Below are 26,048 nucleotides of genomic sequence, written 5' to 3'. Positions count from 1 at the left end.
TCCCTATGCTATTCACAAACTATCCAAATGGATTCTCTTTGGTACGCAGCAGTTGGGCCAGAAAAGCGAGCGCCAGTCCCTGTCCCCAGCCCTGAATGCGTTTGTATGGTACGTTGCGGTAGCCATCAATATCGTTCATCACGGCGGTACCAGCGGATACACCCGTCACAGTGCCGTCCTCCTTGATTCGGGAAAGAATACCGTCGATCGCCTTTTGCGTGTATTTGTTAAAAAGTCGCCCCTGCATAAGCAAAGCCGTCGCAATGCCTGCGGAGCCTGAGGTTTCCAGATAGGAGGTTTCATCATTCAGCACCGTATGCCACAGCCCTTCCGGGGATTGCAGCCGCACCAGCGCACTGAGCTGGTCACGCAGCGAACCGTCGATGATCATGTAGGATGGATGCTGCACCTCCACGAATTTCAGCGCTTTTGCCATTGTGAGTGCAGCCCACGAATTTCCCCGCGCCCAGTAAATACCTGACATCCGGCTTTGGTTCGCATGATCCCAGCCGTGATAATACAAATTCGTATCCGGGTCCTGCAAAAATTCCTCATGCCCGTGATATTGCCGGATACCGTCCTCCCAATATTCCTTGTTACCCAGCAAATGACCGATGCGCAGCAAATAATAGCCTGCCATAAACATCGTATCCACCCACGCTTGCTGCGGAAATACATCATGAACTGAATTCACCGTATGCTGGAAAATGCCGTCGGCGAACCGCTCGGCTTTCTTCGCCAGAAATTCCGCCATTTCGGTGGCGATATCAAGATACTTTTGCTCTCCTGTAGCCTGATACAGCGTCAGCAAGCAGTGTCCCACAGACACGCCGTTCACCGAGAGCGGTGGAAGTCCATCTGCAATATTTTCATCGACCCATTCCTTTAATTTGATCAAATACTTCTCGTTCCCGGTTGCTTCATAGGCTTCACACACCCCGTAAAAGGCCACACCACCCGGCCAATCCCAGCTATAGTCCATTTGAAATGTGCGTTCCACCACCCGGTCGATCACCTGTTTAATTTGTTCCTCATCAAAAATCAATGCAGGCATTTCCTCGTCTCCCCCTTTAGTAAGTTTCACGTTAACTGCCTCCTTGACACCTGTTCGAGAACAATCTGTCCGTCTATCGCAAATACATGCGTAAGGGCTGCAAATCCAGCTCCTTCACAGCATCCACCACCATGTCTCCAATACAGACCGCACCGTTCTCATGAAAATGTGTATTATCCTCCAAGCCACTGGAAAAGTTCATGTATTCACCAGGCAGTAGCCACATAAAGAGCTCTTTGCTTGCCTCGGGACCCAACCGCTCATATAACTCCTGCGTGCGGGCAGCCAAGTCAATCAACGGCACGTTCGCCTCTTCCGCCAGCTCACGAACCGCTGTTACATAGTCACCATGTGTGTCGGACAGTGTACCGTCCCCGTTAAAACAACGGCGGTGTACAGGCGTAACCAGCACTGGAGTAGCCCCACGGCTTCTGGCTCCGTCGATATAGAGGCGCAGATGCTCCTTATAGGTTGTAAAAGGCTCTGTAGCCCGTTCCGGGTCCGGCTTCTGATCATTATGACCGAACTGGATGAACAGGAAGTCTCCTGCCTTCATTTCGGCCAAAATGACGTCCAGCCGCCCTTCGTCCACGAAGCTTTTGGAGCTTCTTCCCGACACGGCGTGATTATCCACGCACACATCATGCTTGAACAGGGCTGGCAAAGCCTGGCCCCAGCCTGTATACGGATAGCCGGACGCGTCCTGATCCGTAACGGTGGAATCTCCGGCCAGGAATAGCCGGAGGGTCTGTGGCGCTGGTGCTATCTCCAGCGCATTGAGCCTCGGCGCGGTGCCCGATACGGCGAGGCTCAGCTTGCCGCCCCTGATGGGCACCGCAAACCGGGCCTCTGTGAACTGGCCCGGCAGCGTGTGTAACGGGGGCAGCACATGCTTGCCCTCGCCGGCTTTGAGCCGCGTGAGCGTCTCCGCGAGCGGATCGCCGAGCAGCACGGTGACGAGATACGTCCCGTCCTCCGGTACATCGGCGACAAACGCAGTCCCCAGCGGGATGCAAAAGCGGCTTCGCAGCCGTGTGAGCGTATCCTTGGGTGCGGTTACGCCGTATAATCGCCTTTCCCGACCATACACATGATCCACGTTCTCGAAGCCGTAGCCCTGCTCGGCAGTGTACGAGCAATCCGGGGGTACTCCCGTGTAGCCATCCACAGGCTCACCCGGACCAAAATCAAACTTCCACATTCCATTCACCTCTCCGCGATAGCCCTTAAGCCCCACTTTATCCCTTCAAGCCACTTGTACTCATTCCTTCTACAATCTGCTTCTGGAAGGCGAAGAATACAGCGATAACCGGTAGCAAGCTTAAGATAGACATGGCGAACATCCCTCCCCAGTTGGAGGCAGACTCGCTGTCGAGAAACATTTTGAGTGCAATCGAAACGGTATATTTATCCGGCGAGTTCAGATACAGTACCGGACCGAGCAAATCCTCCCACTTCCAGTAGAAAGAAAAGATGGCCGCCGTAGCCAGTGAGGATTTGAGCAGGGGCAAAATAATTCGAAAATACAGCCGGAACTTGCCGCATCCGTCAATCGTAGCCGCTTCATCCAACTCTGCCGGTATCGTCCGTATAAACTGAACCATCAGGAAGATGAAGAACGGCATTCCGAAAAACGACGGCACTACCAGCGGCAAGATCGTATTGATCCACCCTAGCTTGGTGAAAATAATATATTGCGGTACCAGTACCACATCCCCTGGCAGCATCAGCGTCACCATCATCAGGGCAAACCACAAGTTACGTCCTCTGAATTTCAAACGTGCAAAGCCAAATGCGATCAATGAGGAGGAAAGCACGGCTCCAATCGTTGAAATCACTACGATCGTGAGCGAATTCATAATATATGTGCCAAAGTTATACCCCGTTGTGCCTTTCCAGCCTGTTACATAGTTTTGCCAGATCCATTCTGTAGGGAAAAGTGAGGAGGCCGTGACGAATATCGTCCGACTTTCTTTAAACGAGCTGAACAGCATCCAAAACACGGGATACAGCATCAGGAGCGCCAGTGCAGCGACCAGAATGTGATAAATTGGCCATTTGAACGTTTTCCATGCCATCGGTATCAGCGCCCCTTTTCCGTTTCATAGAATACCCAGTATTTGGAGGATATAAATAATATCGCTGTCAGGATCGCAATCATAATGAGCATGACCCAGGCCATGGCCGCCGCATATCCCATATTGCTGAACATAAACGCCTGCCGGAACAGATACAGTGAATGCAACATCGTTCCATCCATTGGACCTCCCTCGCCCTTGGAAATAACATACGCCGGAACGAAGGTCATAAAGGCACTGATCGTCTGCATAATCAGGTTAAATAGAATAATTGGACTAAGCAGCGGCAGCGTAATACTGAAAAATTTTCGTACGGGCGAAGCACCATCTACGCCGGACGCCTCGTACAATTCAACAGGAATATTCTTCAATCCTGCCAGAAAAATCAGCATGGAGGAACCAAATTGCCATACGGACAGAGTGATCAGCATTGTAAGCGAAGCATTCGGATCACCAAACCATTTTACGGGAGTCGCTCCCAAGGCTGAAAGCAAGCTGTTAACAATACCCTCATTGCTGAAAATGTTCCGCCACATGATGGACACCGCAACACTGCCTCCGATAATGGACGGCAGGTAATACATCGTCCGATACGTGCCGACCATGCGCGATTTGGTATTCAAAATCATAGCCACGAACAGCGCAAAAATCAGTCGCAGCGGTACGCCAACCAGTACATACGTAAACGTGACTCGGATTGAATTCCAGTATTTCGGGTCGCCTGTGAACATTTTCTCGAAGTTCCCCAGACCAATCCATTTGGGCGGGGTGAACAAATTGTAGCTTGTAAAGGACAGATACAATGAAATAAACATCGGAATTAACGTAAACGCCAGAAAGCCCACAATAAACGGGCTGATAAACGCATATCCGGTCATATTGGCTCTCAAGCTCTGATGGTTTCGCAAGCTCATCAAGCCTCCCTTCTGTTACATTTTGCTGCCAAATCAAATCATTATATCGATAAATCGTTGTTACATGTATTTTGTTATGAAGTATATAAAGAAAACTTCGCGGTTCGTTCGTCGGGTTAACCGTGCGTATCATGCCATCTCTACGCACGGTTAGCCTAACGAAACTAGCCTTCGTCCCTATGTTAAAGCGGTGTCTGTCAGGCCCATCCTGATTCCATTGCGCTGATTACTGCTTGTTATTCGCAAGGATGGTATTCGCATCAGCCCGGAATTTGGCCGCTGCATCCTCCGCTGTCATCTGCCCGAAATTGACCTGCTCAATATAATCGGTCAGGGTCGCAATCACTTCCGGTGATCCGACTGGCGGCGGTGGGCTCATTGGAGAAGCCTTTGGCTCCATGGAAGCCACAAAATCAAACACCTGCTTCGTAGCCTCGCTCAACTCAGGCGCTACAGCTTCCTTGATTTTAGCGGAAATCGGCACGCCCCGCTCGCCTTTAATCAACTTATTCGCTTCTACATCGTTCATCCAGAAATCAATAAACTTGGCGGCCTCATCCTTCACCTGAGAACGGGCAGCGACTGTCCAGTACATCGTAGGCTGCATGTAGATGCCTTTTTCCATATTCGGTCCAAACATCGGCGCTAGCTCCATCGGACGGTTGACGACCTGCTGTAAGCCCACATACTGATTGGACCACTGCCAGATTCCGATGCCCGTTCCTTTTACGATATCGGATTCTTCAAGAATGCCCTTGGTTTGGTTCATAATTTCAGGAGTCGGGGTCGCCCCTTTTTTAATGAGATCAGCCAATCCGCCAAAGAAATCGGCAAACAGCTTATCGTCGTCATACCCCAAGCCTGTTCCTTCCGCATTGTAGAGAGACTTTCCATGTGTACGCAAATAGTAGTGGAAGAAGATATCGGCAGCCATAGTGCTATCGAAGTGAACTTTATTGGAGGCTGCCTTCAGAGCCAGCTCTTTGTATTGATCCCATGTCCAGTTGTCAGGAATTTTATCTATGCCCGCTTTTTTGAGCAACGCCGGGTCATACTGGAAGCCCAGAACATTAACGCCTGTTGGAATACCATATTGCTTTCCGGCAATTACGCCGGTTTTGAGTACATTTTCGTTCACATCAGCGACCTGAATTTTTTGATTCAAGTAAGGCGCAAGATCCTCAAGTTGGCCATTCTTCGCATATTGGCTAATGTACGAAATGTCCATTTGCACAATATCCGGCAGTTGGTTTGCCGCAGCCTGCGGGGCGAGCTTTTTCCAATAGTCATCAAAAGAGGCGTATTCCACATCAATCGTCACATTCGGATTTTTCTGCTTATACAGATCGACGACCTTCTGCGTATATTCATGACGCGTATCCGACCCCCACCAGGCGATCCGTAGCTTTACCTTCCCGTCTGCACTTGTGCCCGAATTGCCGCCGTCATTTGCTCCGCTGCATGCCGTCGTCAATACGAGCAGCATGGCTATGATCAGAAACCATCCTTTTTTGCCCACCTATCTCTCCCCTTTTCGCTGTTCTTGAAAGGAGCTGTGTTACAAGTGATAACGTATTTACGCCAATTTGATAGCGTTTACATTTGCTCCTGTTGTTATTTTCCCAAAAGCAGCGAAACATTGGAATACACAAATCAGGTTTCCTGGGTTTAAAAAACAGAGGGGCTCCAGCGCTCATCCCCGTTCCTGTGATTTAATATACTCCGATGGCGTCATACCCGCCCATTTTTTGAATACCTGGCTGAAATATTGGGCGTTTCCGCCGAAGCCGAACCATTCGGCCAGCTCGAATACCTTCACGTCTCCCGTCTCCCGAATATGCTCTGCTGCCCGCTCGATCCGGTAGCGATTGACGTAATGCGAAAAGTTTTCCCCCGTCACCTTTTTGAAGATTTTTCCTAAATAGTCAGAATTCATATACAGCATTTGGCCTGCCACTCCATTCAGTGACAAATCGGATTTTCTGTAGTTTTGCTCGATGATGGTGATCATTTTATTAACGGTGGAGGACTGGCGGTACACATTGCTTTTATAGTAAATTGCGGTCATTCGTCCGGCGGCTTCCTGCACGAAGGATTTAAGAGAAGCAAGCGTTTTGTGCTCAGCCAGCACGACCATTCGGCTGGTGAATGCCGCGCGTTCCTCCTCGGGACATATGCGAATCATGGCTGCATACAGTTGAAGCACATAGGAGCGGGTCACGGAAATTTCCAGCTTCATACGGGACAGGATACCGAACAGCCGATCTACCTCCTGCACCACCTCCTCCGTATTCCCCGCCTTAATCAGCAGGCCGAACTTCTCTTCGTCCAGCTCCAGATCGGCCATCTCCCGAGGTTCTGCGGCCGCCAGATCCTCCTTGGTAATCAGACTGCCCTCTCCGGTGTAAAAACGGTGATTCATACAATGCAGCGTCTCCCGATACATCCCGCGTGAATGCTGCATACTATCCGACTCGCTAACTGCGACTGTCACCTCCAGCTTGTAAAAACGGCGAAACGTCGCACGTACCGCGTCAAGCTGCTCCATAAGCCTGGACGTATCGTTCCCGCTTTCCAGCACGATGAGCAGTTGTCCTTGCATGGTCGTCCCAAGCAATACATCGTCCATTAAATCCGCCGCAATATTTTGCAGGGCAAACAGATGCTCCGGCTCATGGGATTCCTCGACTCGCAGCAGCAGCATTCGAACCTGCTTATCTTGCAGCTCCAGACCGAATAACCGCTCATAAAAAGCGATATCCCGACTGCCGTAAGTTTTATAGGAAATAAACTCCTTCAAAAAATGCTCCTTCACATGAGGCAGCATACGCTGAAAATCAAGCTTCATCCGGTTCACGAACTGCTTGCGTTCCTCCTGCTCCTCCCGTTCCTGCCCCAACTCGGTCAACGCCTCATGAATTTGACGCTCGTTGCAGGGCTTTAACAAATAATGTTTTACTCCGTATTGCATGGCACGACAGGCATAATCAAAATCCTTATAACCAGACAGCAGAATGAAGCGGACGTCCGGAAAATGCTCCGTCGTTCTCTCCACCAGTCCAATTCCGTCCAGTCCGGGCATAGAGATATCGCTAATGACAAAATCAGGCGGGCTGGCCTGAATCTGATCATACGCCTCAATCCCATTACGTGCCGTACCGACCAGCCTCGTACCAGCCTTGCCCCAATCGACCACCTGTGATATGCCTTCCAAAATCATACGCTCATCATCAACCAACAGCACCTTGTACATGATCCTGATCCCCTTTCACATATGGAATACAGACATGAATCGACGTTCCTGTTCCTGACTCACTGTGCAGTTCTATGCCCCATGGTGTACCAAACGTCAGGTCAATCCGCTCCTGAATGTTCGCAAGCCCAATACCCTGCCCCCGTGTAGCGACCTGCCCGCTCCGAAGCTGCTCCAAAAAATCCTGCGTCATGCCCGGTCCGTCATCCTCGACTCTAAGCAACAACGCACCTTCTTGCTCCCGGGCAATGATAGCAATCCGACATGGCTCAATTCGCGGCTCCAGCGCATAATGAATCGCATTCTCCACCAAGGGCTGGAGCGTCAGCTTTGGAATCTGCGCGTCCATCAGTTCTTCGGGAACATCCAGATGGAAAACGAGACGTTCGTCGAAGCGTGTTCTTTGGATCGTTACATAACTTCTCACAATGTCCAACTCTTTCCGAAGTGGAATGAGCTGTTCCTCAAAACTGACTGCACTGCGCAACAGAAAGGCCAGCGCCTCCACCATTTCCGAGATACGATCCTGCTTATTCGCCTTTGCGAGCCAGTTCACAGACTCCAGCGTGTTATACAAAAAATGTGGATTAATCTGCGCCTGAAGCGCCTTTAGCTCCGTCTCCCGCAGCAATAGCTGCTTTGCAACATTTTCATTAATTAGCTCACGGATACGGCGGATCATCTTCTTATAGGTCCGGTGCAGCAAGCCCACCTCATCCTGTGTGGATAGAGGAACCACGCCGAGTGCTTCCTCCTCCAGACGGTCGAGATCTCCTTGTTCAATTTTACGCATGTTCTGGATTAATTGAACGATCGGCTTCGTAATACTGCCAGATAATCGGGCTCCCAGTGCCAGCGCGATCAGAAGCATAATGACAAAAATAGCGCTTACAATTTCTTTGATGATCGTAATACTGCGAAACATGTCGTCGAAGGGGGTCATATGCAAATACGTCCAGCCCGTATAAGAGGATTTGGTTTGAGCTGCAAAAAAGGTTCCGCCTGTGTAGGTTGCAATACCATAAGGCTGCTTCCGCCCAAGCTCGGCCAGCATATCGCTGTCATTCAAAAGCGGTGCTTCGGGATAGACCATACGCCTTCCATCGGTGATCATTAGCTGTCCGTCACCACCAGAAGTCTGTACACGGTCGGCTACAATCCGGTCAATTCGTACACGAATCGCCAGCGTTCCGAGTCCGTTCAGGGTAAAGTTGGAATCCGTAAAGGATTTAAACTGCCTCGCAGCGAGCAAGGAGGAGTGACCCGCTACATACCATGCGTTGGAACCGTCATATTCGTCTGCCAGCATAGACAGGGTGGAGCGAAGCTCCTGGGGAATGCCCTCGCGGTTGCCCGCACTCATGACTTGACCTTCTTTGTCGATCACCATCATAGAGTAAATATAAGTTTCAGAGCCGGCGAAGGCGATAAGCCTGTTCGTTATTTTTTTACGCAGCACCATTTTGACGTAAGGTGAGGTTTCCTTTTCCAATTGTAGTAAATAACGCTGAAGCTGTTCGTCTGTTGTCACCTTGAAAGTAACTTTTTCCACATCCTTCAGCTCATTTTCAATGCCGATTGAAGAAATATTGAGTACTTCGGATGTCTTTTTATACATTTGATTATCATAAATATGAAATACGTATTTAAGTATGACTGCAACAACTGCAAAATTAACCAGCATGAGCACTGTAATCAGCAGTACCATTTTATGATGGATTCCGGCATTTTTGAAAGCGCTTTTAAAATAAGTGATCAGTAGATGTCGCCTCCTTCACTCGTCCTGCCTGTTCCAGCCTGGAATGGAGATTGTCCGATAAAGCTGTACATCATACAAAATACCCCAAGCCTTGGTCATTAGGCAAGAGGTATTTGTGTTCGCTCAGCGTTGGTCGGTTGGTTCCGATTTGTCCGCCTTGCTCATATATTCATCGTATCGGTCGTCCAGTTCCCTTGCCATGCTGCGATATTTACGCGTCTCCTCCACAATAGGGTCAATATGGGTTTGGATCCGCACCTCATATTTAGGAGTGAGCCGTTCGCGTTTTTTGGCTTCATTCTCACGAATTTCGCCTTCCGTCAGCAATTCACTTAGCTCACGTTCCAAATCTTCGGATTGGCTCATCATCCTTCCTCCTTCAGCGATAAGCGATATAGATGTATTATAACCCAGTTGCATCTGCTTCTTTCAGTACTTGAATGAGTTGAGAATGAATAGCTGTATTCGTAGCTGCAATATGTCGCACGCTAAGGTCATAAGGTCTGCCGAGCGTATCTGTGATCGTTCCTCCCGATTCCTGTACCAGCAAAGCGCCCGCTGCTACATCCCAGGCATTCAAACCGATTTCACAATAGGCTGACAACCGTCCCGATGCCACATAAGCCAGATGCAGGGCTGCCGAGCCGAGTGCCCGAATGCCTCGTACCTGCGGCGTAAGAACCTGCGTTATTTTCATATTCAGCGGCTGTGCAAAAGTGCGGTCCGGCGGGAAGCCGATGCACACCAGACTGTCTCCCAGTGTTTCTTCTCTGGATGCCCTCATCGGATTGCCATGCACATACGCGCCTTTACCTTTTTCAGCCACAAACATTTCGTCGCGGGACGGATCATAAATGACACCGACAATCACCTCTCCACGGTGGGCCAAGGCGATAGATACACTGTAGTACGGCAGGCTGTGAACAAAATTAGTTGTGCCGTCTACCGGATCAATAATCCACAAATATTCCTCTTCACGAGCAGCCTCCAATGCACGGGCCGATGCCTCGGCACCTGGCTCTACCCCCTCTTCGCCCAAAATGGCATGGTCGGGAAAATGCGTGAGAATCAGTCTGCGGATCATCTGCTCCGCACCTTTATCCACTTCGGTCACAAGGTCCGTCGAGGATTGCTTGGTGCTTAACTGCTCAACGGTGCCCAGTCTGCTTTTGATCCATTCCCCGGCTTTGGATGCTGCGTTAATGGCCACGGCGGTATAGCTTTTTCCTGATACAATATAGGGAACCTTTTCGTTTTCATGTTCGTTCAACGTGTTCACTCTACTTTCTATATCATTGTTACGTGGTCTACGAAGCTGCATTACAGCACAGTCTCTTAACCATCTCTGTTAAAGTACCGCTTTTCTAGTTATACAATCTATTATACACAATATATTCCATAAAGTTTCTCTATTTGGGAACTTATCCGCCGAACACTATTCTTTAAGGCGTAATTTATGCGAATCCCCATCTAGCATCTTCACTCCGTCACCTTCTCATACACGCACGCAGTTCCTTCATCAGCCCGAACACGCTTCATCCTTGCTTTTGGCTTCCAGCATAACTCTCTGATTCGGCATTCATCTGTCCTTGACCTGTCTATTGCGCTCCGAAAAACATTTCATCTGCCAATGCGGTCTGAATTCTGGCTTCCTCTTCATTCAGCTTACGAATGAGGATCATTTCAACCTCGGTCACTTCGTCGCCCTGAAAATTGATTTCGGCAATACAGCCGACAATCTGCACGATGGCTACTGCCTCATTGTCCACGCTGTAAGCGATGACCTTCTGACCTGTAGGGAACACACGCAGACCGGATTTAACCATTTTGCCGCGTCCGTATTCCAGCAGTTCGTACAATTCCTGTTCGCTTTTGAATTTGCACACCGAGTTAAATTCGGTTTGAAAGCCCATGTTTAGCCGCCACCTTTCGTGATAAGTATTTTTACAAATCCTGACTGTATACCGTGTATATGAACAAAGAGAGGAGTGATCAGCTCCCCCCTGGTTCGTTTTATGAATTCTCGTAATGCAGCGCAGACCTGCGCTCATAACGCTCCAGTGCGAGTGCAATCATGCGGTCCAGCAAGCTTTGATAGGATACGCCTGTTTCTCTCCACAGCAATGGATACATGCTGAACGGCGTAAAGCCTGGCATCGTGTTTACTTCATTAATAAGAATATGTCCGTCGGAACGTCTGACGAAGAAATCGGCACGGGAAATCCCGCAGCCTTCAAGAGCGCGGAATGCTTGCAATGCGGCTTCACGGATACGATCCGCCACTTCCTCGTCCAACGGTGCCGGAATGAGCATTTCCGATTGGCCGTCCGTGTATTTGGCAGCATAATCGTAATAGTCGCTGGACGATACAATTTCACCGGGTACCGAAGCAATCGGCTCGTCGTTGCCGAGTACGCTAACCTCGACCTCGCGGGCATCGACATACTCCTCCACAATGACCTTCAGATCAAATTGCAAAGCCAGCTCGACTGCCTTTTCCAGTTCTTCCCGGTTAGTAGCTTTGGAAATGCCGACACTTGATCCCAGATTCGCCGGCTTGACGAAGCACGGGTACCCTAACTCGGTTTCCATGTTGCGCACCAAATCATGGCTGGTATGCGCCCACTGTGTACTATTAAAATAACAGTATTTCACTTGCGGCAGTCCGGCATGCTCAAACAGCTTCTTCATGACGCCTTTGTCCATCCCTGCGGCAGAAGCCAGCACTCCTGCACCGACATAAGGCATATCCGCCATTTCAAACAAGCCCTGAATCGTTCCGTCCTCACCAAAGGTGCCATGCAGCAGCGGAAACAGCACATCCAGCGTATGCTCTCCGTACAGTTTACCGAACAACGTATCTAATGCCGCCTTCGTACCGCCCTCTGCGCGCTCCAGCTTCAATTGCTCTACAGAAGCCAAAGGTGCGTCAAGCAGCGACCCTCTGCGCCAATCGCCAGCCTTCGTAATATAAAAAGGAATAATCTCGTATTTCTCATAATCAAAAGCGTTCAGTACCGCATACGCCGTTTGCAGCGAAACCTCATGCTCGCCCGATTTGCCGCCGTACACTAGCCCTACGGTCAATTTTTGTTTTGCCATGCCTATCCTCCGCTTTCCTGCTTTCGTCATTGTGCCTGATTTGCGTCACTGTACCTGCTATAAATCATCTCATTTAAAAATAGTCGGCGATGTGATAAAAGCGATATACCGTGTTGTCCGTCCACGCATACGAATTTTTGTAGTCCCAATAACGGTGCCTGGAGCTTACCGTATGCGCATTAACAAGCGGCATGCCGCCCGCATCAAAGGCCGTTACCACCGTGCTGTGCTGAAAGATGCCGTCACCATCCCAATCATAAAAAATGACGTCCCCCAGCATAAGCTGCTCCGGACGGCTCACCTGCTCGGCGGTCAACCCCCACGAGCTGGAGCCCAAATACCGCTCCAGACTGTTGGAAACTGCCCAACTGTAGCTCCACAGCTCACGTCCGTCGACCCGTCCCTTGTACCACCAGCCCGATTCTCTTTTACCAGTATAGTGGATCGGTGCGCCCCCTGCAAAGAGGCATTGCGAGATATAATTGGTACAATCCACATCAAAACCCTCAAACTCCGGGTTGAAGCTATCCCACCATTGATCCGCATAGGCTGCCGCCTCTTCGCGGCGATATCGGCTGGGGCGTGCTGATGAGCCAAAGCCGAGTACACCGCGATTCAGCAGCGGCAGATTCCCTCCCTGATTAAACGAAGCCTGTTCAAAAGGAACCTCTCCCCCCGCCGGCTTTCTTTCTGCAGGATCACGCTCGATTCTTGCCACCTGCCAGGCTTCCCCCTCGCGCGTGAACGTCAGACGTTCCCGTTCAATCCGATCCTCCCGGTGAGTCATCCCGCCTTTTTCGTAAAAAAGCCGGACATGCAGTTGTACATCCACCACAGCCTCCTCCGGCGTATCCTGCACTATTCGCAGCGGCTTGGCGCGTGTTTCACTACGTAAGGGAACGGCGTTCCGCTCGTTATACCACTGTTCCAGTCTAGCCGTGCGGGCCGCACGCTCCATTCGCTGACCTACCTCTAGATATTCATCCGGCTGCGGAGCGCCGTTCACCTCACTCCGGTTATATTGGTTCACATAAGCAAAAAGGGCCTGCTTCCATTCCCGCTCCCCCATCCCTGTCCCTCCATTTCCGTCCCGCCAATCCTTGTGTGGGGATAGCGGGAATACCGTATAGCTTTCTTCATTTCCTCTATAGCCTGGTATGGCTCTCTATCTATAAGTATGAATCTCTAAAGCTTGGTATGAGCACTGGAACACGAGAAAGAGAAACGTTTTATTTTCCAGGCTTCGGCGCATAAATTAGGCCAAAAAAACTTTACGGAATCGAGTGAAAACGGTATACTTAATTCAGAAACATTATTTTGAAATTAAGTTTCATCTAATGAAACCATTGGAAATCGTCTTCTGCTCTATTATGAAAATAACTGTTATCTATAGGTTAATCGGTTATTCTTCAGATCAGCTATGCTGCTTTCATGAGAGCGCAACCAATTTAAGCCAACTGTGCAAGACGTCGAAAAAACGACATCCCTATTTTCCCCCAGCATCTACTATAAGGAGGTAATACTTATGTCAGGAAAAGATCAATTCTCCATTGCCCGCAGTCTCGAAGTTGACGGCAAGCCTTACCGTTATTACAGTCTCAAGGCACTGGAGGAACAAGGAAAAAGCGGTATCGCCAAGCTGCCTTTTTCCATTAAAGTGTTGCTGGAAGCCGCTGTGCGCCAATTCGATGGACGCGCGATTACAGAAGAGCATGTGCAGCAGCTTACAGGCTGGGCTGAGAATCGTGACACCAACAAGGAAATTCCATTCATTCCCGCACGCATCGTGCTTCAGGATTTCACCGGCGTCCCGGTGGTTGTCGATTTGGCAGCCATGCGCGATACTGTGAAAAAAGCGGGCGGCGACCCGAAACAAATCAACCCGCTCGTACCCGTCGATCTCGTTATCGACCACTCGGTTATGGTTGATGCTTTCGGTACCAGCGAAGCGCTGGACTATAATATTAATGTAGAATTTGAGCGTAACGAGGAACGGTACCGTTTTCTGCGCTGGGCGCAAACGGCGTTCAACAACTTCCGTGCTGTTCCACCGTCCACGGGTATCGTCCATCAGGTCAATCTGGAGTATCTGGCATCCGTGGCCGCCACCAAAACTATTGACGGCGAAACCGTCGTCTTCCCGGATTCCCTCGTCGGAACGGATTCCCATACGACGATGATTAACGGTCTGGGTGTCGTCGGCTGGGGCGTCGGCGGGATTGAGGCAGAGGCGGGTATGCTGGGGCAGCCGCTGTATTTTGTCACACCGGATGTTATCGGCTTCAAGCTGACAGGCAGTCTGTCAGAAGGCTCTACCGCCACCGATCTGGCGCTTACGGTAACCCAAATGCTGCGTAAAAAAGGCGTAGTCGGCAAATTCGTGGAATTTTACGGACCCGGCCTGGCTAACATCAGCCTGGCTGACCGTGCAACGGTTGCCAATATGGCACCGGAGTACGGCGCAACGATTGGCTTCTTCCCGGTCGATGCGGAAACGCTGGCTTACCTGCGCAGCACCGGACGTTCTGATGAGCAAGTGAGTCTTGTAGAGGAATATTACAAAGCGCAAGGCATGTTCCGCACATCCGATACGCCGGACCCTGTGTTCAGCGATACGATTGAACTGGACTTGGCTTCGGTTGTACCGAGTCTTGCGGGTCCCAAACGTCCACAGGACCGTGTTGAGCTTAGTCGCATGAAGGAAACCTTTGAAGGCATTATCCGTACCCCTGTGGACAAAGGCGGCTACGGACTGAGTGATGAAAAGATCGAACAGAAGATTCCGCTGACCCACCCGGACGGCTCCACCAGCGAGCTGGGTACTGGCGCAGTCGTAATTGCGGCGATCACAAGCTGCACGAACACCTCCAACCCAAGCGTTATGCTGGGCGCAGGCTTGCTCGCCAAAAAGGCAGTAGAACGCGGGCTCAAAAAGCCGGGCTATGTTAAAACCAGCTTGACACCGGGCTCCCTTGTCGTGACGGAATACCTGCAAAAAGCCGGGCTGATCGGTCCGCTGGAAGCACTCGGCTTCCATGTGGCTGGCTATGGCTGCGCGACCTGCATCGGTAACTCCGGTCCGCTTCCTGACGAAGTAAGTCAGGCCATCACAGACAACGATCTGACGGTTGGCGCTGTCATTTCCGGTAACCGGAACTTTGAGGGCCGCGTGCATGCGCAGGTCAAAGCCAACTATCTCGGCTCACCGCCACTGGTCGTCGCTTATGCGCTGGCAGGTACGGTGAACATTGATTTGGTGAATGATCCGCTCGGTTACGATCACGACAATCAGCCGGTCTATCTGAAAGACATCTGGCCCACTTCCGAGGAAATCAAGGAAGCGATCAGCCTGTCTCTCAGCCCGGATATGTTCCGTCGTAAATACGAGAATGTGTTCACTGCCAACGAAAAATGGAATTCCATTCCGGTTCCTGAAGGCGAACTGTATGAATGGGATGAAAAATCAACCTATATTCAAAATCCGCCATTCTTTGAAAAACTTCAAGATGGTGTACAGGATATCCAGGAAATCCGTAATGCGCGTGTGCTTGCCTTGCTGAACGATTCGGTCACTACGGACCACATTTCACCAGCAGGCAACATCGCCCCTTCCAGCCCGGCAGGACTGTACTTGAAGGAGCATGGCGTAGAGCGCAAGGACTTCAACTCCTACGGCTCTCGTCGGGGCAACCATGAGGTCATGATGCGCGGTACGTTCGCTAACATCCGTATTCGCAACAACGTGGCTCCGGGTACCGAGGGCGGCGTGACCAAATACTTGCTGACAGATGAGGAAATGTCCATCTACGATGCATCTATGAAATATCAGGCAGCCGATCAAAACCTGATCGTTATTGCCGGCAAGGAATACGGTACAGGCAGCTCCCGTGACTGGGCAGCGAAGGGTACGCTTCTGCTGGGCGTCAAAGCCGTCATTGCAGAAAGCTTCGAACGGATTCACCGCAGTAACCTGGTCGGTATGGGTGTGCTTCCACTGCAATTCCAGGAAGGCAACGGCTGGTCCAGCCTGGGTCTGAACGGTCGTGAAACGTTTGATATTCTCGGCATCGACAATGACGTGAAGCCGGGTCAAGAGCTTACCGTTGTAGCCAAACGCGAGGATGGCACGAAGTTCGAGTTCCCGGTCACTGCCCGTCTGGACAGCACCGTCGATATCGACTACTACCACAACGGCGGTATTCTGCAAACCGTATTGCGTCAAATGATCGCAGACTAAGTTTTTTTAACGTCATATGTGAAGAACCCCCGATTGCAGCTCTATCTGCGAATCGGGGGTATTTTTTTATCTATATAAAACAAAAAAGCCGATCCCTCAGGACCGACTTCCAATCTATGTCTCCTATGAAATTGCCTTCGCACCACCAGTTACTTCGAAATATCCAAAAAGCCCTCTCCGAATACATCCCGCACGTCATGAATCGTGATAAACGCCGCTGTGTCGATAGCCTTCACAATCTTTTTAAGCGCTGACACCTCTTGCTTGCTGATGACGATATACAGAACTTCTTTCGGATTTTTCGTGTAGTAACCGTGGCCTGACAGGACGGTAACTCCCCGATCCATTTGGGTAATGACCATCTCGGCAATTTTATTTTGATGCTCCGAAATAATCATGACCGCTTTTTTCGGGTTCAGTCCTTCGATCATAAAATCCATAACCTTCGTTCCGACGTACAAAATAACGATGGTCAGCATAAGCTTTTCCGGGCCAATAATAAAATAGGAAGAAAATGCAACAATCAGATCAAAAAACAGCAAGCCATAGCTGATGTTCCAATCCAGATATTTGTTGGCAATCCGGGCCAAAATAACCGTTCCCGCTGTTGTCCCGCCCACCCGCACGATCAAACCAATCCCGATCCCCACCAAAACCCCGGCAAATACGGCATTAATCGTCGGCTCATGCGAATCAATCCGCCAGTTGGCCGTTAAATGTAAAAACAACGAGTTAAAAGCAACCGCAATGACGGTGTACAGGGTCGTTCTCTTGTCCAAAAATTTATATCCGACAATCAGCAGCAATCCATTGATCACCAGATTGACGATCGAGGGGGACCACTGAAACAGGTAGTACAATATGATCGTGACCCCTGTAACGCCCCCCTCGCCAAACTCATTCGGGATAACAAACAGATTAACAGCCAGCGCGAAAAAAAACGCACCCAGAATAATAAATGCGATGTCTGCAATTCTTTTTTTCATATATGTCCTGGTCCTTTCTCAAACATTTCAACGGATGAATCGCCAGATGGATTGGCTGACTCTAGTAGCTAAAACACGCTTACAACCAGTTCATGGTATCCACTCCCAAACATAAAGTCAATACAACTTTGACACTTTAATTCGCCACCAGACTGACTTCATATTGATTTCAGGATTTTGCAAAATCCTCACTTATATAAGGATGTTCGACAAAAAAACACAATCCCGACTACTAAACTGAGAAAACGGGCCTCTGGCCCTTGTTCTGGACCTAGGCACATTTTCCCTCAAAATGACCATACACCTAATCCTCATTTTAGACACATACGACCATCTTCCTGTTTTATGTCAAAAGCGTTTTACTTTGAAAAAATGCGGTTATAATGATTGCAACATAACCAAGCAACCTACATGGCATTACCACATCATGTACATACAAATAGTCCTATACAGACGTCCTAAGCAACTCAATCTGAATTTGACAAAATGGAATTGGAGGAACAGCCCGCATGAATACAATGAATTTAACTGTACATACCTTGATGCCCTTTCATCACCAATACCAACGTGCCAACGCAGTGAGTATGCAGAAGAAGGAAGACAGCTCGGAGAAGAAGCTCAGCTTTCAGGACATTTTGAATGAGAAAATGGGTAAAAAATAAAGCAGTCGTTTATCCGGTTGGATGATCTCGCTTTACATAAGCTAAAAAGCCGTGGCCCCTACATCATCTGTAGAGAACCACGGCTTTTGTTATTTATGCATTTTTTACTGCCCGGCATCACGATACTGCTCTGCCTTCTCACGCATCCCGGCGGCTATCGCTTCTTCAGTGTCCAGCCCCTTATCCGCCGCATAGGCGCGAATGTCCTGCGTGATACGCATGCTGCAAAACTTGGGACCGCACATCGAGCAAAAGTGTGCTTCCTTGGCTCCCTCTGCTGGCAGTGTCTCATCATGGTAGGACAAGGCCCGCTCAGGGTCGAGTGAAAGATTGAACTGGTCGCGCCAGCGGAATTCAAAACGTGCCTTGGACAAAGCATCGTCCCGCTGCTGCGCCCGTGGATGGCCTTTGGCCAAATCGGCAGCATGTGCCGCAATTTTGTACGTAATGACTCCTTCACGAACGTCATCCTTGTTCGGTAGGCCCAAATGCTCCTTCGGCGTCACATAGCACAGCATGGACGTCCCGAACCAACCGATCATTGCCGCCCCGATCGCCGAGGTAATATGGTCGTAGCCAGGTGCAATATCCGTCGTGAGCGGTCCCAATGTATAAAAGGGAGCTTCCTTGCAAATCTCCATTTGCAGATCCACATTCTCCTTGATTTTGTGCATCGGGACATGTCCCGGCCCTTCAATCATAACCTGAACATCATGCTTCCAGGCAATTTGCGTTAACTCGCCCAACGTATCCAGCTCAGCAAACTGTGCCTCATCATTCGCATCATAGATACTACCCGGACGCAAACCATCCCCAAGGGAAAAGGCTACATCGTAGGCTTTCATAATTTCGCATATTTCTTCAAAATGCGTGTACAAAAAGTTCTCCTGATGGTGCGCAAGGCACCAAGCCGCCATGATTGAACCGCCACGGGACACAATTCCCGTCATTCTGCTTGCCGTCATCGGAATATACCGCAGCAGCACGCCCGCATGAATGGTGAAATAGTCCACGCCCTGCTCTGCCTGCTCAATCAGCGTGTCACGATACAACTTCCACGTTAGCGCCTCAGCTTCGCCGTTCACCTTTTCAAGCGCCTGATACAGCGGTACAGTTCCGATCGGCACAGGGGAGTTACGGATGATCCACTCACGCGTCGTATGGATGTTACGGCCTGTGGACAGGTCCATGACCGTATCCGAGCCCCAGCGTACAGCCCAGGTCATTTTTTCCACTTCCTCCTCGATGGAGGACGTAACCGCAGAATTACCAATGTTCGCATTAATCTTCACGTGAAAATGACGTCCAATCACCATCGGCTCACTTTCCGGATGATTGATATTTGAAGGCAAGATGGCTCGTCCAGCCGCCAACTCCTGCCGCACAAACTCAGGCTCCACTCCTTCGCGGATGGCTGCAAATTCCATTTCGGGCGTAATGATCCCTTGCCGCGCATAATGCATTTGCGTTACACTACGCCCTTGCCGCGCACGGAGCGGACGGTTGGTGACGCCGGGAAATTCCGCCGTCTCCCGTTTGGAGCCGGGCTTCAGCCCATTATCCTCCGGCTTGACGGCGCGCCCCTCGTAAGCCTCCACATCGCCCCGTTCCAGTGCCCAAGCCCGCCGTAATGGAGGCAAGCCCTGATGGATATCGACCTGATAGGCTTCGTCGGTCATGGGACCGCTCGTATCGTACACGCGTAACGGCTCATGATGCTCCGTGCCCTGTGGCGTATGTGTGGGATGCAGCGCGATTTCACGCTCCGGCACGGCAATGTCCGGCCGCGAGCCTTGAATATACACCTTGCGGCTCCCTGGAAAGGGCTTTACCCCTCCAGTCTGTTCATCCACTGCGTTCCCTACTGTTCCTTCTGTTTCTGTCGGTTTCATTGTCCATTCCTCCCGTTTCGATGAAATGACACACCGATCCGGAACCATCCCCAGGCTGGCTGATCTATGCAAAAAAGCCGGTTCCCAAGGGAACCGGCTAATCTAACGAAACCGTTATCCAGACGGCTACGCACGCGGAAACATACTCCGATGCGTTGCCGTAGACAGCGGCTGCGTATACATTTCAATGGCCGATTACTTCCCTACGCTGGTATGATCCAGATCAGGTGCAAAGGGTCCGGAATCTAGTGCGATTCCATCTCAGCCCGGCATTACAGGCTCCCCCAGTAACTCTGTTAATTCTGTTCTCATGTGGCGGCTATAACGGACAACCCGCCATCACCAACAGATTACTTCAAATTTGCGGCTTTGGCAACCCTTCCCTGGTCCCTTTTTCCAAAGATTATGGAAGCATAAGCCCCATTTCCTTGGCTGCCTCGATTAAAATCGGTGCAAAATCATGCAGCTTCTCGGGCGCTAGTCGGCTAACCGGACCAGATACAGACAAGGCCGCAGCGACCTGCCCCTTCCGATTCACGATAGGCGCAGCGACAGCAGCAGCGCCCGGCTCCCGTTCCTCATAGCTGGTCGCATAGCCCTTCTCGCGGATATCCTGCAATTGAGCCTTATAGACCTCCGGATCTACCGAGGGCGGCCATTCATCCCCGGTTAGCAGGGCTTCCAGCTCCTGCGGCGGCATAAAGGCCGCCAGCACCTTGCTGGAGGCTCCTACAGCCAGCGGCATGCTTGCACCTACTGGTGCAACGCGACGGATCGCCTGATTGCTCTGCACGGCCTGTATGCGGATACGCATGCTGCCATCGCGCAGGTATAAGCTGACCGTTTCGCCCAGACGGTCACGCAATCCTTCCATGGCTGGCTGTAACAGGATCGCCGGCTCGTCGCTTTGCGACAGATGGGTGGACAGTTCCCATATCCGGATGCCGAGCCGATATTTTTCCGTTGCAGCATTCCGAACAACAAAGCCCCGATCCTCCAACGTAGCCAGCAGCCGATGAACCGTGCTTTTATGTAAACCAATTTTGGAAGCAATCTCTGTTAGGCCTAGATCGGAATCTCCGGTAAAACACATCAGTATATCAAGCGCACGCTCCACGGCGCGAACGGTTAATTTACGGTCTTCCATTGTGAACCGCTCCTCTTTGTTTCATATTCGTTTCACACCATGAAACATGGTTACATAAATTATATAGAATAATCGCGGCTACTGTAAACCAATGTTTTTGTGACAGCCATATTACAGAACGAGGACAAACATCGACAATTCTTTGCATCATTTTTACTTTTCCGGTTCAAGCGTTGACTTTGGATAACACGCATCATACGATAATAGGTATCGATACGGGCATAAACTATCAATTTCAAGTGGAATTGTACCTAATATTCTATGAAACGAAGTTCATTTTTATATGAAGGAGGCTCTTACATGATTTCGACATCCCAGCGCAGCTCTCAGCTACAGCATGCTGTCCAGGAGCCGTCCACCCCACTGATCAACCCCCGGCTATTGCGGATCAAGCATGTGGTCATTGCCTTGCTGCTGTCGGTCGTATTTTTTCTATTGTTTTGCTTTATTACCCTGCACGCCTATATCGCATGGGTGCTGACAAATCCAACCGTCGCGCCACTCTACTCGAACCCGATGCAGGCCAAAGGAATGCCCTACGAGGAAATCAGCTTCCCCGCCAAGGACGGCAGCCGGATGGTGCAGGGCTGGTATATCCCGGCAGGTCAATCGAAGAAAACGATTATTTTCAGCCACGGTTACGGGGCCAATCGCGAAGAAAGCTGGATTCCGATGTATGATCTGGCGCATTATGCCCACCGTTTGAATTTTAACGTAGTCATGTTCGATTACGGATTCGCATCACAAAATAGCAAAGCCGTCGCAACTGGGGGCAAAGCGGAATCCCAGCAGCTTCTCGGGGCCATCCAGCTTGCGAAGCAACGCGGCTCCTCGGAGATCATCGTATGGGGCTTCTCGATGGGTGCTGGAACCGCTCTTCAGGCGGGCTTGCAAACCAAGGATGTGGACGCCATGATTTTGGACAGCACCTTCCTACTGGAGCCGGATACGCTGTATCATAACATTCATAATCAAATCGATCTGCCGCGCCATCCGTCTCTGGAAATTCTGGAGCTGCTGTTTCCAGTCTTGAATGGTACCAGCCTGCATCAGATTCCATATCAAGAGGTCAAAGCGGAAAACTATCCGTTCCCGATCATGTTCGTACATGGGACGCAGGATGAAAAAGCCCCTTACCCGATTGCGGAAAAGCTCGCTGCCAATCAAACCAACCCGCTTTCCAGTGTATGGATTGTCAAAAACGGACTGCATGAGCTTATTTTTAGAGAGCACCCACGTGAGTATTTGCGGCGGGTATCGACGTTTTTAAGCGGTGTTCAAGAGCTGGAGGATAAGAAAACGATTGCTAATGCCAGTAAACAAACGACTACGAAGTAAGGGTTCTATTTTAGAAGCCATATTCCTTCAACCTGGAGAAGCCCGTCTGTGGACACTTAACCCGAGCCGCAGCGAGGCTTCTTTTTTGCGTCCAACTATGTATCATTGCCCCACATTACATGTCCGCGCCAGATCGGGGGAGTTTGTAGACATATTCCCGATGAGACGGCGAATATACTGTGTACGTATGCATCCGGGTCAGGCTCTTGGAACCAGCCCGGATAGCCATAGTGGGAAACGGGAGGTAAAAATGATGCTGAGTACTTACGGGTCTTTCCTGCCCTTGCGTGTGCTGGAGGAAATCCGGCATTGGAAGCAGCAGGAAAGCTGGCATGTGGAAGTGATTAAGTCCGCTACAGAGGGCCTGGAGCCTGCCTACGTGCGGCTGCTGGATGACTGGAGGACGGTATTCGAACAGACGGAACGCACCGCTATAGAGCTGCTTGAAGAGCAGCGAAGCGCCCTCGATCCGGCAGATCAGGCGTGGCATCGTCAATGGGAGCGGTCGTCGGCTGCTGCACAAGCACAAGCCGGGCAATCGGGACAGTCGAGAGATTCGGAGTCAGAATCGGCGCCAGAAGGGCTACAATCGACTGAGGCAACGGCAGGAGTGACATCAGATTCACAGCCTGTCTCACAAGGGCTGAATCGTCGTCTGGACGAATTGCTGCTAACCGCAAACCGCCAGTCACAGGAGTATGTACGGCAGCTCAGTCTGCTGACCGAGCACAGCCATGCGTTACGACAGCAGCCAAAATCCACCGGAATTGTGCTGCATGCAGCACATGAGAGCCAGTATTTCCTGATATCGACCAATCCCTTTCAGGAGCCCGGCTCCATTGCGCGGGCCACTGCATTGTATCATATGGCGGCAGAGGGTGAGGATTACCCCGAGGATGCGCTCCGAGAGCGGCAGACAGGCCAGACAGACAGCACGAGGTGGGAAGGACCGTGGGCGAACAAAGACAAAGGCGTGCAGTCAAGCCAGACTGAGCCTGCGGCAATGGAAAAAACTTCACCCGGCCGACCTGTTCCCATCGGGGGACATCGTTTACCACCGCTTCCTTATCCCTATAATGCGCTTGAGCCATATATTGATGAGAAAACGATGCGCATTCACCATGACAAGCATCATTTAAGCTATGTAAATGATTTAAACAAAGCGGAGAAAAAGCTGGAGGAAGCCCGGAAAACGGGTGATTTTGACCTTGTGAAGCATTGGGAACGCGAGCTGGCGTTTAACGGTGCAGGCCATTATCTGCACACTCTTTTCTGGACGATCATGAGTCCTCAAGGCGGCGGGACACCAAGCGGGCCGCTGGCTGAGCAGATTAAAAAGGACTTTGGCAGCTATGAGGCATTCAAGAAACAATTCAGCTCGGCAGCCGAGAAGGTCGAGGGTGGCGGCTGGGCCATCCTGACGTGGAGTCCACGTGCAGGACGGCTTGAAATTTTGCAGGCCGAAAAGCACCAGAACCTGACTCAATGGGAGTCCATTCCACTACTGGCGATTGATGTCTGGGAGCATGCCTATTACTTAAAGCATCAGAACGAGCGCAACAAATACATCGAGGACTGGTGGCATGTCGTGAACTGGCCTGAGGTGGAAAAACGCTATGCCCAAGCCTCTAAGCTGAGATGGCAGCCGTTCTAAGCTAAGAGTCATCTGTAGCTAAGCGCATGCTCCACACTACACCTGCAAATCGTATCGCTCTCTAAGTGCTGCCATTTGCTCTGTCAGTCCCTGAGGCTGCACCAGTGAGCCATCGGCAGGCAAAATCGCCGCCCGACTTTCGACTACACGGCGCAGCGATGCCGTATACGCCTCAACCGACGGCACCCCGGCCAGCTCCGCCAGGCTGCCCATCGTTGACGGATTCACCTGCGGATAATCCGGCTTCGGCACACCCGTCGGCGCAGCTCCGGCTGCCTCCGCATAGAACCGCTGCACCGCCTGTGCGCGCTCCGCGCCACTGCCCTCAATCATCACAAAGGCCGTGATGATATAGGCCTTGGCCTGCCGCCGCTGCGCAATGCCGCAAAACTTGCGGCCTCGGACGCTGACATCGTAATCGCCGGGACAGAAGGACCCGGCGATTTCCCCGGTCTGCGCCTCGGCGGACCACGGGGCCAGCGCATCGCTGATCAGCCCCGCCATAAGCCGAAAATCTTCATGCAGGCTGATCGCTCGCTGCGGATTCGGCAAGATCAGGGACAGGTTCAGTACCCCCCTGTCCAGCATGACGGCCGCTCCGCCCGAGGGACGCACGCATACCGAGGTTCCGGCGTTCCGCACACGCTCCATCGCTTGCGGCGCGTACGGAAGCCTGCGGTCCCGGTGGCCGATCACCAGCGCAGCCGGGTGCCGCCATAGATGCAAAACAGGCACAGCTCCTTGCCCTACTTGCCGGCAGGCCAGTTCCTCCCACGCCAGTGGAGACAAAACATCCGTCTGAGTGGTCACGAGTGGCGCTTCAAACCATTGCAGATCAGGCAAAACCGTTGTTTTGGCTGCTAGCATATGTACATTCTCCATACTGTATCCTCCTTCAAAGCAGCTAACGTCCACCTATTCTCATGTTAGCAAAAAAGGGTGGCTACGCCTATATGCGTAACCCCCCTTTTTATTCATCACATCACTGTCACGCCTGTTCGGTCAATCCTTAAGCAGCGAGAGGAACTCTGCACGCTGCGCCGCATCATCACGAAACGTTCCGCGTACCGCAGATGTTACCGTTTTACTGCCAGGCTTTTTGACGCCTCTTGCGCACATACACAAGTGCTCGCCTTCCACGACCACCATAACCCCGTGAGCGGAGACCGCTTCATTCAAAATATCTGCGATCTGTGCCGTAATGCGCTCCTGCACCTGTAATCGGCGCGTTACAGCCTCAACCAGACGGGCAAGCTTGCTTAGTCCTACAATTTTGCCACTGGGTACATAGCCGATATGCACTTTTCCGAAGAAAGGAGCCATATGGTGCTCACACTGGCTGTAATAGACGATGTCCTTCACAATCACAAGCTCCTCGTGATTTTCGTCGAATGTTACACCCAGCGCATCCCGGGGATCAACCTCATAACCTGCGAATATCTCCTCATACATGCGCGCTACGCGTGCCGGTGTTTCCAGCAAGCCTTCACGCTTGGGGTCCTCACCGATCAGTTGTAGAATTTGCTCCACATGGTACTCGATTTTATCCCGGTTATCCGCAGCTTTGCGGTTAATATAATCTTTTACGCCAGCCACAGTAATCCTCCTCTGTGCAACCTCATGCGGCATTCGTGCTTATGTTGCTCATTATTTACGATGGCCCTGATTTTTACGCTGACCTGGCTGATTTTTGGAGAACTGCTGGTTCTTCATCATCTGCTGGGCTTTCTGCATTTGCTTCCCATTCAGATTATAACCCATCTGCTTGGCCATTTTTTGCAGCGTCTCAGGATCGTTTTGCATCTTTTCAAGCTGTTTGCGAAGATAATAAGCACCGATGAAAAATCCCCCGACCAAACCAACAATCAGGGTAATGATCGGAATGACAATATTCCACACCACGAAGTCGTCACCTCTGTATATTTATATGAAACCTCTTGAATTATACACGAACCTATCATAGCAAAACATG

Annotated in this window: 22 protein-coding genes and 1 riboswitch; of the genes, 4 read left to right on the top strand and 18 right to left on the bottom strand. The window is 50.9% G+C overall.

Annotation, left to right across the window (positions count from 1 at the left end):
* Nucleotides 1-19 precede the first annotated feature (19 nt).
* From C1I60_RS09940 to C1I60_RS09885, 12 genes are all read right to left on the bottom strand, one after another.
* Nucleotides 20-1,054 carry a glycoside hydrolase family 88/105 protein gene (locus C1I60_RS09940; protein ID WP_137061605.1) on the bottom strand — a complete coding sequence of 345 codons (1,035 nt, stop codon included), beginning with the start codon at nt 1,052-1,054 and terminating at the stop codon, nt 20-22.
* Between the two features lie 73 nt (nt 1,055-1,127).
* Nucleotides 1,128-2,255, bottom strand: coding sequence for a rhamnogalacturonan acetylesterase (locus tag C1I60_RS09935; protein WP_137061561.1), 1,128 nt, complete (start codon nt 2,253-2,255; stop codon nt 1,128-1,130).
* Nucleotides 2,256-2,292: 37 nt separating this feature from the next.
* Nucleotides 2,293-3,132, bottom strand: a complete 840-nt coding sequence (locus C1I60_RS09930) for a carbohydrate ABC transporter permease (protein ID WP_137061560.1) — start codon at nt 3,130-3,132, stop codon at nt 2,293-2,295.
* Between the two features lie 5 nt (nt 3,133-3,137).
* Nucleotides 3,138-4,046, bottom strand: coding sequence for a carbohydrate ABC transporter permease (locus C1I60_RS09925; RefSeq protein WP_137061559.1), 909 nt, complete (start codon nt 4,044-4,046; stop codon nt 3,138-3,140).
* 226 nt (nt 4,047-4,272) lie between these two features.
* Nucleotides 4,273-5,565 carry an ABC transporter substrate-binding protein gene (locus tag C1I60_RS09920; protein WP_137061558.1) on the bottom strand — a complete coding sequence of 431 codons (1,293 nt, stop codon included), beginning with the start codon at nt 5,563-5,565 and terminating at the stop codon, nt 4,273-4,275.
* Between the two features lie 174 nt (nt 5,566-5,739).
* Nucleotides 5,740-7,299, bottom strand: coding sequence for a response regulator transcription factor (locus C1I60_RS09915; protein WP_137061557.1), 1,560 nt, complete (start codon nt 7,297-7,299; stop codon nt 5,740-5,742).
* The gene (locus C1I60_RS09910) at nt 7,277-9,007 is read right to left on the bottom strand and encodes a sensor histidine kinase (protein ID WP_252361656.1); all 1,731 of its coding nucleotides are present in this window, start codon (nt 9,005-9,007) and stop codon (nt 7,277-7,279) included. The genes C1I60_RS09915 and C1I60_RS09910 overlap by 23 nt, the downstream gene beginning before the upstream one ends.
* A gap of 174 nt (nt 9,008-9,181) precedes the next feature.
* Nucleotides 9,182-9,424, bottom strand: a complete 243-nt coding sequence (locus C1I60_RS09905; RefSeq protein WP_137061555.1) for a hypothetical protein — start codon at nt 9,422-9,424, stop codon at nt 9,182-9,184.
* 37 nt (nt 9,425-9,461) lie between these two features.
* A complete protein-coding gene (locus C1I60_RS09900) occupies nt 9,462-10,379 on the bottom strand; it encodes an inositol monophosphatase family protein (RefSeq protein ID WP_170970772.1) in 918 nt (305 codons plus the stop codon).
* Nucleotides 10,380-10,656: 277 nt separating this feature from the next.
* Nucleotides 10,657-10,971 carry a hypothetical protein gene (locus C1I60_RS09895; protein ID WP_137061553.1) on the bottom strand — a complete coding sequence of 105 codons (315 nt, stop codon included), beginning with the start codon at nt 10,969-10,971 and terminating at the stop codon, nt 10,657-10,659.
* 100 nt (nt 10,972-11,071) lie between these two features.
* On the bottom strand, nt 11,072-12,160 hold the full coding sequence (locus tag C1I60_RS09890) for a D-alanine--D-alanine ligase (protein ID WP_137061552.1): 1,089 nt from the start codon (nt 12,158-12,160) through the stop codon (nt 11,072-11,074).
* Nucleotides 12,161-12,233: 73 nt separating this feature from the next.
* Nucleotides 12,234-13,229 carry an amidase domain-containing protein gene (locus C1I60_RS09885; protein WP_137061551.1) on the bottom strand — a complete coding sequence of 332 codons (996 nt, stop codon included), beginning with the start codon at nt 13,227-13,229 and terminating at the stop codon, nt 12,234-12,236.
* 456 nt (nt 13,230-13,685) lie between these two features.
* On the opposite strand from C1I60_RS09885, the gene acnA reads away from it, so the two are divergent.
* Nucleotides 13,686-16,397: an aconitate hydratase AcnA gene (gene acnA / locus C1I60_RS09880; protein ID WP_137061550.1), complete on the top strand. Its 2,712-nt coding sequence runs from the start codon at nt 13,686-13,688 to the stop codon at nt 16,395-16,397.
* Nucleotides 16,398-16,546: 149 nt separating this feature from the next.
* Here acnA and C1I60_RS09875 read toward each other — a convergent pair whose 3' ends face one another.
* Nucleotides 16,547-17,383, bottom strand: a complete 837-nt coding sequence (locus tag C1I60_RS09875; RefSeq protein ID WP_044646111.1) for a YitT family protein — start codon at nt 17,381-17,383, stop codon at nt 16,547-16,549.
* Between the two features lie 509 nt (nt 17,384-17,892).
* Between C1I60_RS09875 and C1I60_RS24450 the strand changes: the two genes are divergently transcribed.
* On the top strand, nt 17,893-18,045 hold the full coding sequence (locus C1I60_RS24450; protein ID WP_010348453.1) for a hypothetical protein: 153 nt from the start codon (nt 17,893-17,895) through the stop codon (nt 18,043-18,045).
* A gap of 104 nt (nt 18,046-18,149) precedes the next feature.
* Here C1I60_RS24450 and thiC read toward each other — a convergent pair whose 3' ends face one another.
* Together thiC and C1I60_RS09865 are read right to left on the bottom strand one after the other, a co-directional pair.
* Nucleotides 18,150-19,937, bottom strand: a complete 1,788-nt coding sequence (thiC, locus tag C1I60_RS09870) for a phosphomethylpyrimidine synthase ThiC (protein WP_252361655.1) — start codon at nt 19,935-19,937, stop codon at nt 18,150-18,152.
* Between the two features lie 183 nt (nt 19,938-20,120).
* Nucleotides 20,121-20,233, bottom strand: a riboswitch (TPP riboswitch).
* 107 nt (nt 20,234-20,340) lie between these two features.
* Entirely contained in the window at nt 20,341-21,084 is a 744-nt protein-coding gene (locus tag C1I60_RS09865; RefSeq protein WP_137061549.1) for an IclR family transcriptional regulator, read from the bottom strand.
* 300 nt (nt 21,085-21,384) lie between these two features.
* Between C1I60_RS09865 and C1I60_RS09860 the strand changes: the two genes are divergently transcribed.
* Both C1I60_RS09860 and C1I60_RS09855 read left to right on the top strand, forming a co-directional pair.
* The gene (locus tag C1I60_RS09860; protein ID WP_137061548.1) at nt 21,385-22,422 is read left to right on the top strand and encodes an alpha/beta hydrolase; all 1,038 of its coding nucleotides are present in this window, start codon (nt 21,385-21,387) and stop codon (nt 22,420-22,422) included.
* A gap of 253 nt (nt 22,423-22,675) precedes the next feature.
* Nucleotides 22,676-24,076: a Fe-Mn family superoxide dismutase gene (locus C1I60_RS09855; protein WP_137061603.1), complete on the top strand. Its 1,401-nt coding sequence runs from the start codon at nt 22,676-22,678 to the stop codon at nt 24,074-24,076.
* A 36-nt stretch (nt 24,077-24,112) separates the two neighbouring features.
* Here the strand turns inward: C1I60_RS09855 and C1I60_RS09850 are convergent, their stop codons facing one another.
* From C1I60_RS09850 to C1I60_RS09840, 3 genes are all read right to left on the bottom strand, one after another.
* Nucleotides 24,113-24,958: a lipoate--protein ligase family protein gene (locus C1I60_RS09850; RefSeq protein ID WP_137061547.1), complete on the bottom strand. Its 846-nt coding sequence runs from the start codon at nt 24,956-24,958 to the stop codon at nt 24,113-24,115.
* Nucleotides 24,959-25,078: 120 nt separating this feature from the next.
* On the bottom strand, nt 25,079-25,672 hold the full coding sequence (gene folE, locus C1I60_RS09845; protein WP_137061546.1) for a GTP cyclohydrolase I FolE: 594 nt from the start codon (nt 25,670-25,672) through the stop codon (nt 25,079-25,081).
* Between the two features lie 51 nt (nt 25,673-25,723).
* Nucleotides 25,724-25,978: a YneF family protein gene (locus C1I60_RS09840; RefSeq protein WP_137061545.1), complete on the bottom strand. Its 255-nt coding sequence runs from the start codon at nt 25,976-25,978 to the stop codon at nt 25,724-25,726.
* Between the last annotated feature and the right edge of the window lie 70 nt (nt 25,979-26,048).

The organism is Paenibacillus terrae, assembly GCF_005217525.1.
Lineage (GTDB): Bacteria > Bacillota > Bacilli > Paenibacillales > Paenibacillaceae > Paenibacillus > Paenibacillus terrae_C.
This window is presented reverse-complemented; position numbering and strand designations above follow the sequence as displayed.

Excerpts from the sequence above, each read along its gene's own strand:
- C1I60_RS09940 (WP_137061605.1), bottom strand. The coding sequence starts at position 1,054 with ATGCCTGCATTGATTTTTGATGAGGAACAAATTAAACAGGTGATCGAC.
- C1I60_RS09935 (WP_137061561.1), bottom strand. The coding sequence starts at position 2,255 with ATGTGGAAGTTTGATTTTGGTCCGGGTGAGCCTGTGGATGGCTACACG.
- C1I60_RS09930 (WP_137061560.1), bottom strand. The coding sequence starts at position 3,132 with ATGGCATGGAAAACGTTCAAATGGCCAATTTATCACATTCTGGTCGCT.
- C1I60_RS09925 (WP_137061559.1), bottom strand. The coding sequence starts at position 4,046 with ATGAGCTTGCGAAACCATCAGAGCTTGAGAGCCAATATGACCGGATAT.
- C1I60_RS09915 (WP_137061557.1), bottom strand. The coding sequence starts at position 7,299 with ATGTACAAGGTGCTGTTGGTTGATGATGAGCGTATGATTTTGGAAGGC.
- C1I60_RS09910 (WP_252361656.1), bottom strand. The coding sequence starts at position 9,007 with ATGGTACTGCTGATTACAGTGCTCATGCTGGTTAATTTTGCAGTTGTT.
- C1I60_RS09905 (WP_137061555.1), bottom strand. The coding sequence starts at position 9,424 with ATGAGCCAATCCGAAGATTTGGAACGTGAGCTAAGTGAATTGCTGACG.
- C1I60_RS09900 (WP_170970772.1), bottom strand. The coding sequence starts at position 10,379 with ATGCAGCTTCGTAGACCACGTAACAATGATATAGAAAGTAGAGTGAAC.
- C1I60_RS09895 (WP_137061553.1), bottom strand. The coding sequence starts at position 10,971 with ATGGGCTTTCAAACCGAATTTAACTCGGTGTGCAAATTCAAAAGCGAA.
- C1I60_RS09890 (WP_137061552.1), bottom strand. The coding sequence starts at position 12,160 with ATGGCAAAACAAAAATTGACCGTAGGGCTAGTGTACGGCGGCAAATCG.
- C1I60_RS09885 (WP_137061551.1), bottom strand. The coding sequence starts at position 13,229 with ATGGGGGAGCGGGAATGGAAGCAGGCCCTTTTTGCTTATGTGAACCAA.
- acnA (WP_137061550.1), top strand. The coding sequence starts at position 13,686 with ATGTCAGGAAAAGATCAATTCTCCATTGCCCGCAGTCTCGAAGTTGAC.
- C1I60_RS09875 (WP_044646111.1), bottom strand. The coding sequence starts at position 17,383 with ATGAAAAAAAGAATTGCAGACATCGCATTTATTATTCTGGGTGCGTTT.
- C1I60_RS24450 (WP_010348453.1), top strand. The coding sequence starts at position 17,893 with ATGAATACAATGAATTTAACTGTACATACCTTGATGCCCTTTCATCAC.
- thiC (WP_252361655.1), bottom strand. The coding sequence starts at position 19,937 with ATGAAACCGACAGAAACAGAAGGAACAGTAGGGAACGCAGTGGATGAA.
- C1I60_RS09865 (WP_137061549.1), bottom strand. The coding sequence starts at position 21,084 with ATGGAAGACCGTAAATTAACCGTTCGCGCCGTGGAGCGTGCGCTTGAT.
- C1I60_RS09860 (WP_137061548.1), top strand. The coding sequence starts at position 21,385 with ATGATTTCGACATCCCAGCGCAGCTCTCAGCTACAGCATGCTGTCCAG.
- C1I60_RS09855 (WP_137061603.1), top strand. The coding sequence starts at position 22,676 with ATGCTGAGTACTTACGGGTCTTTCCTGCCCTTGCGTGTGCTGGAGGAA.
- C1I60_RS09850 (WP_137061547.1), bottom strand. The coding sequence starts at position 24,958 with ATGGAGAATGTACATATGCTAGCAGCCAAAACAACGGTTTTGCCTGAT.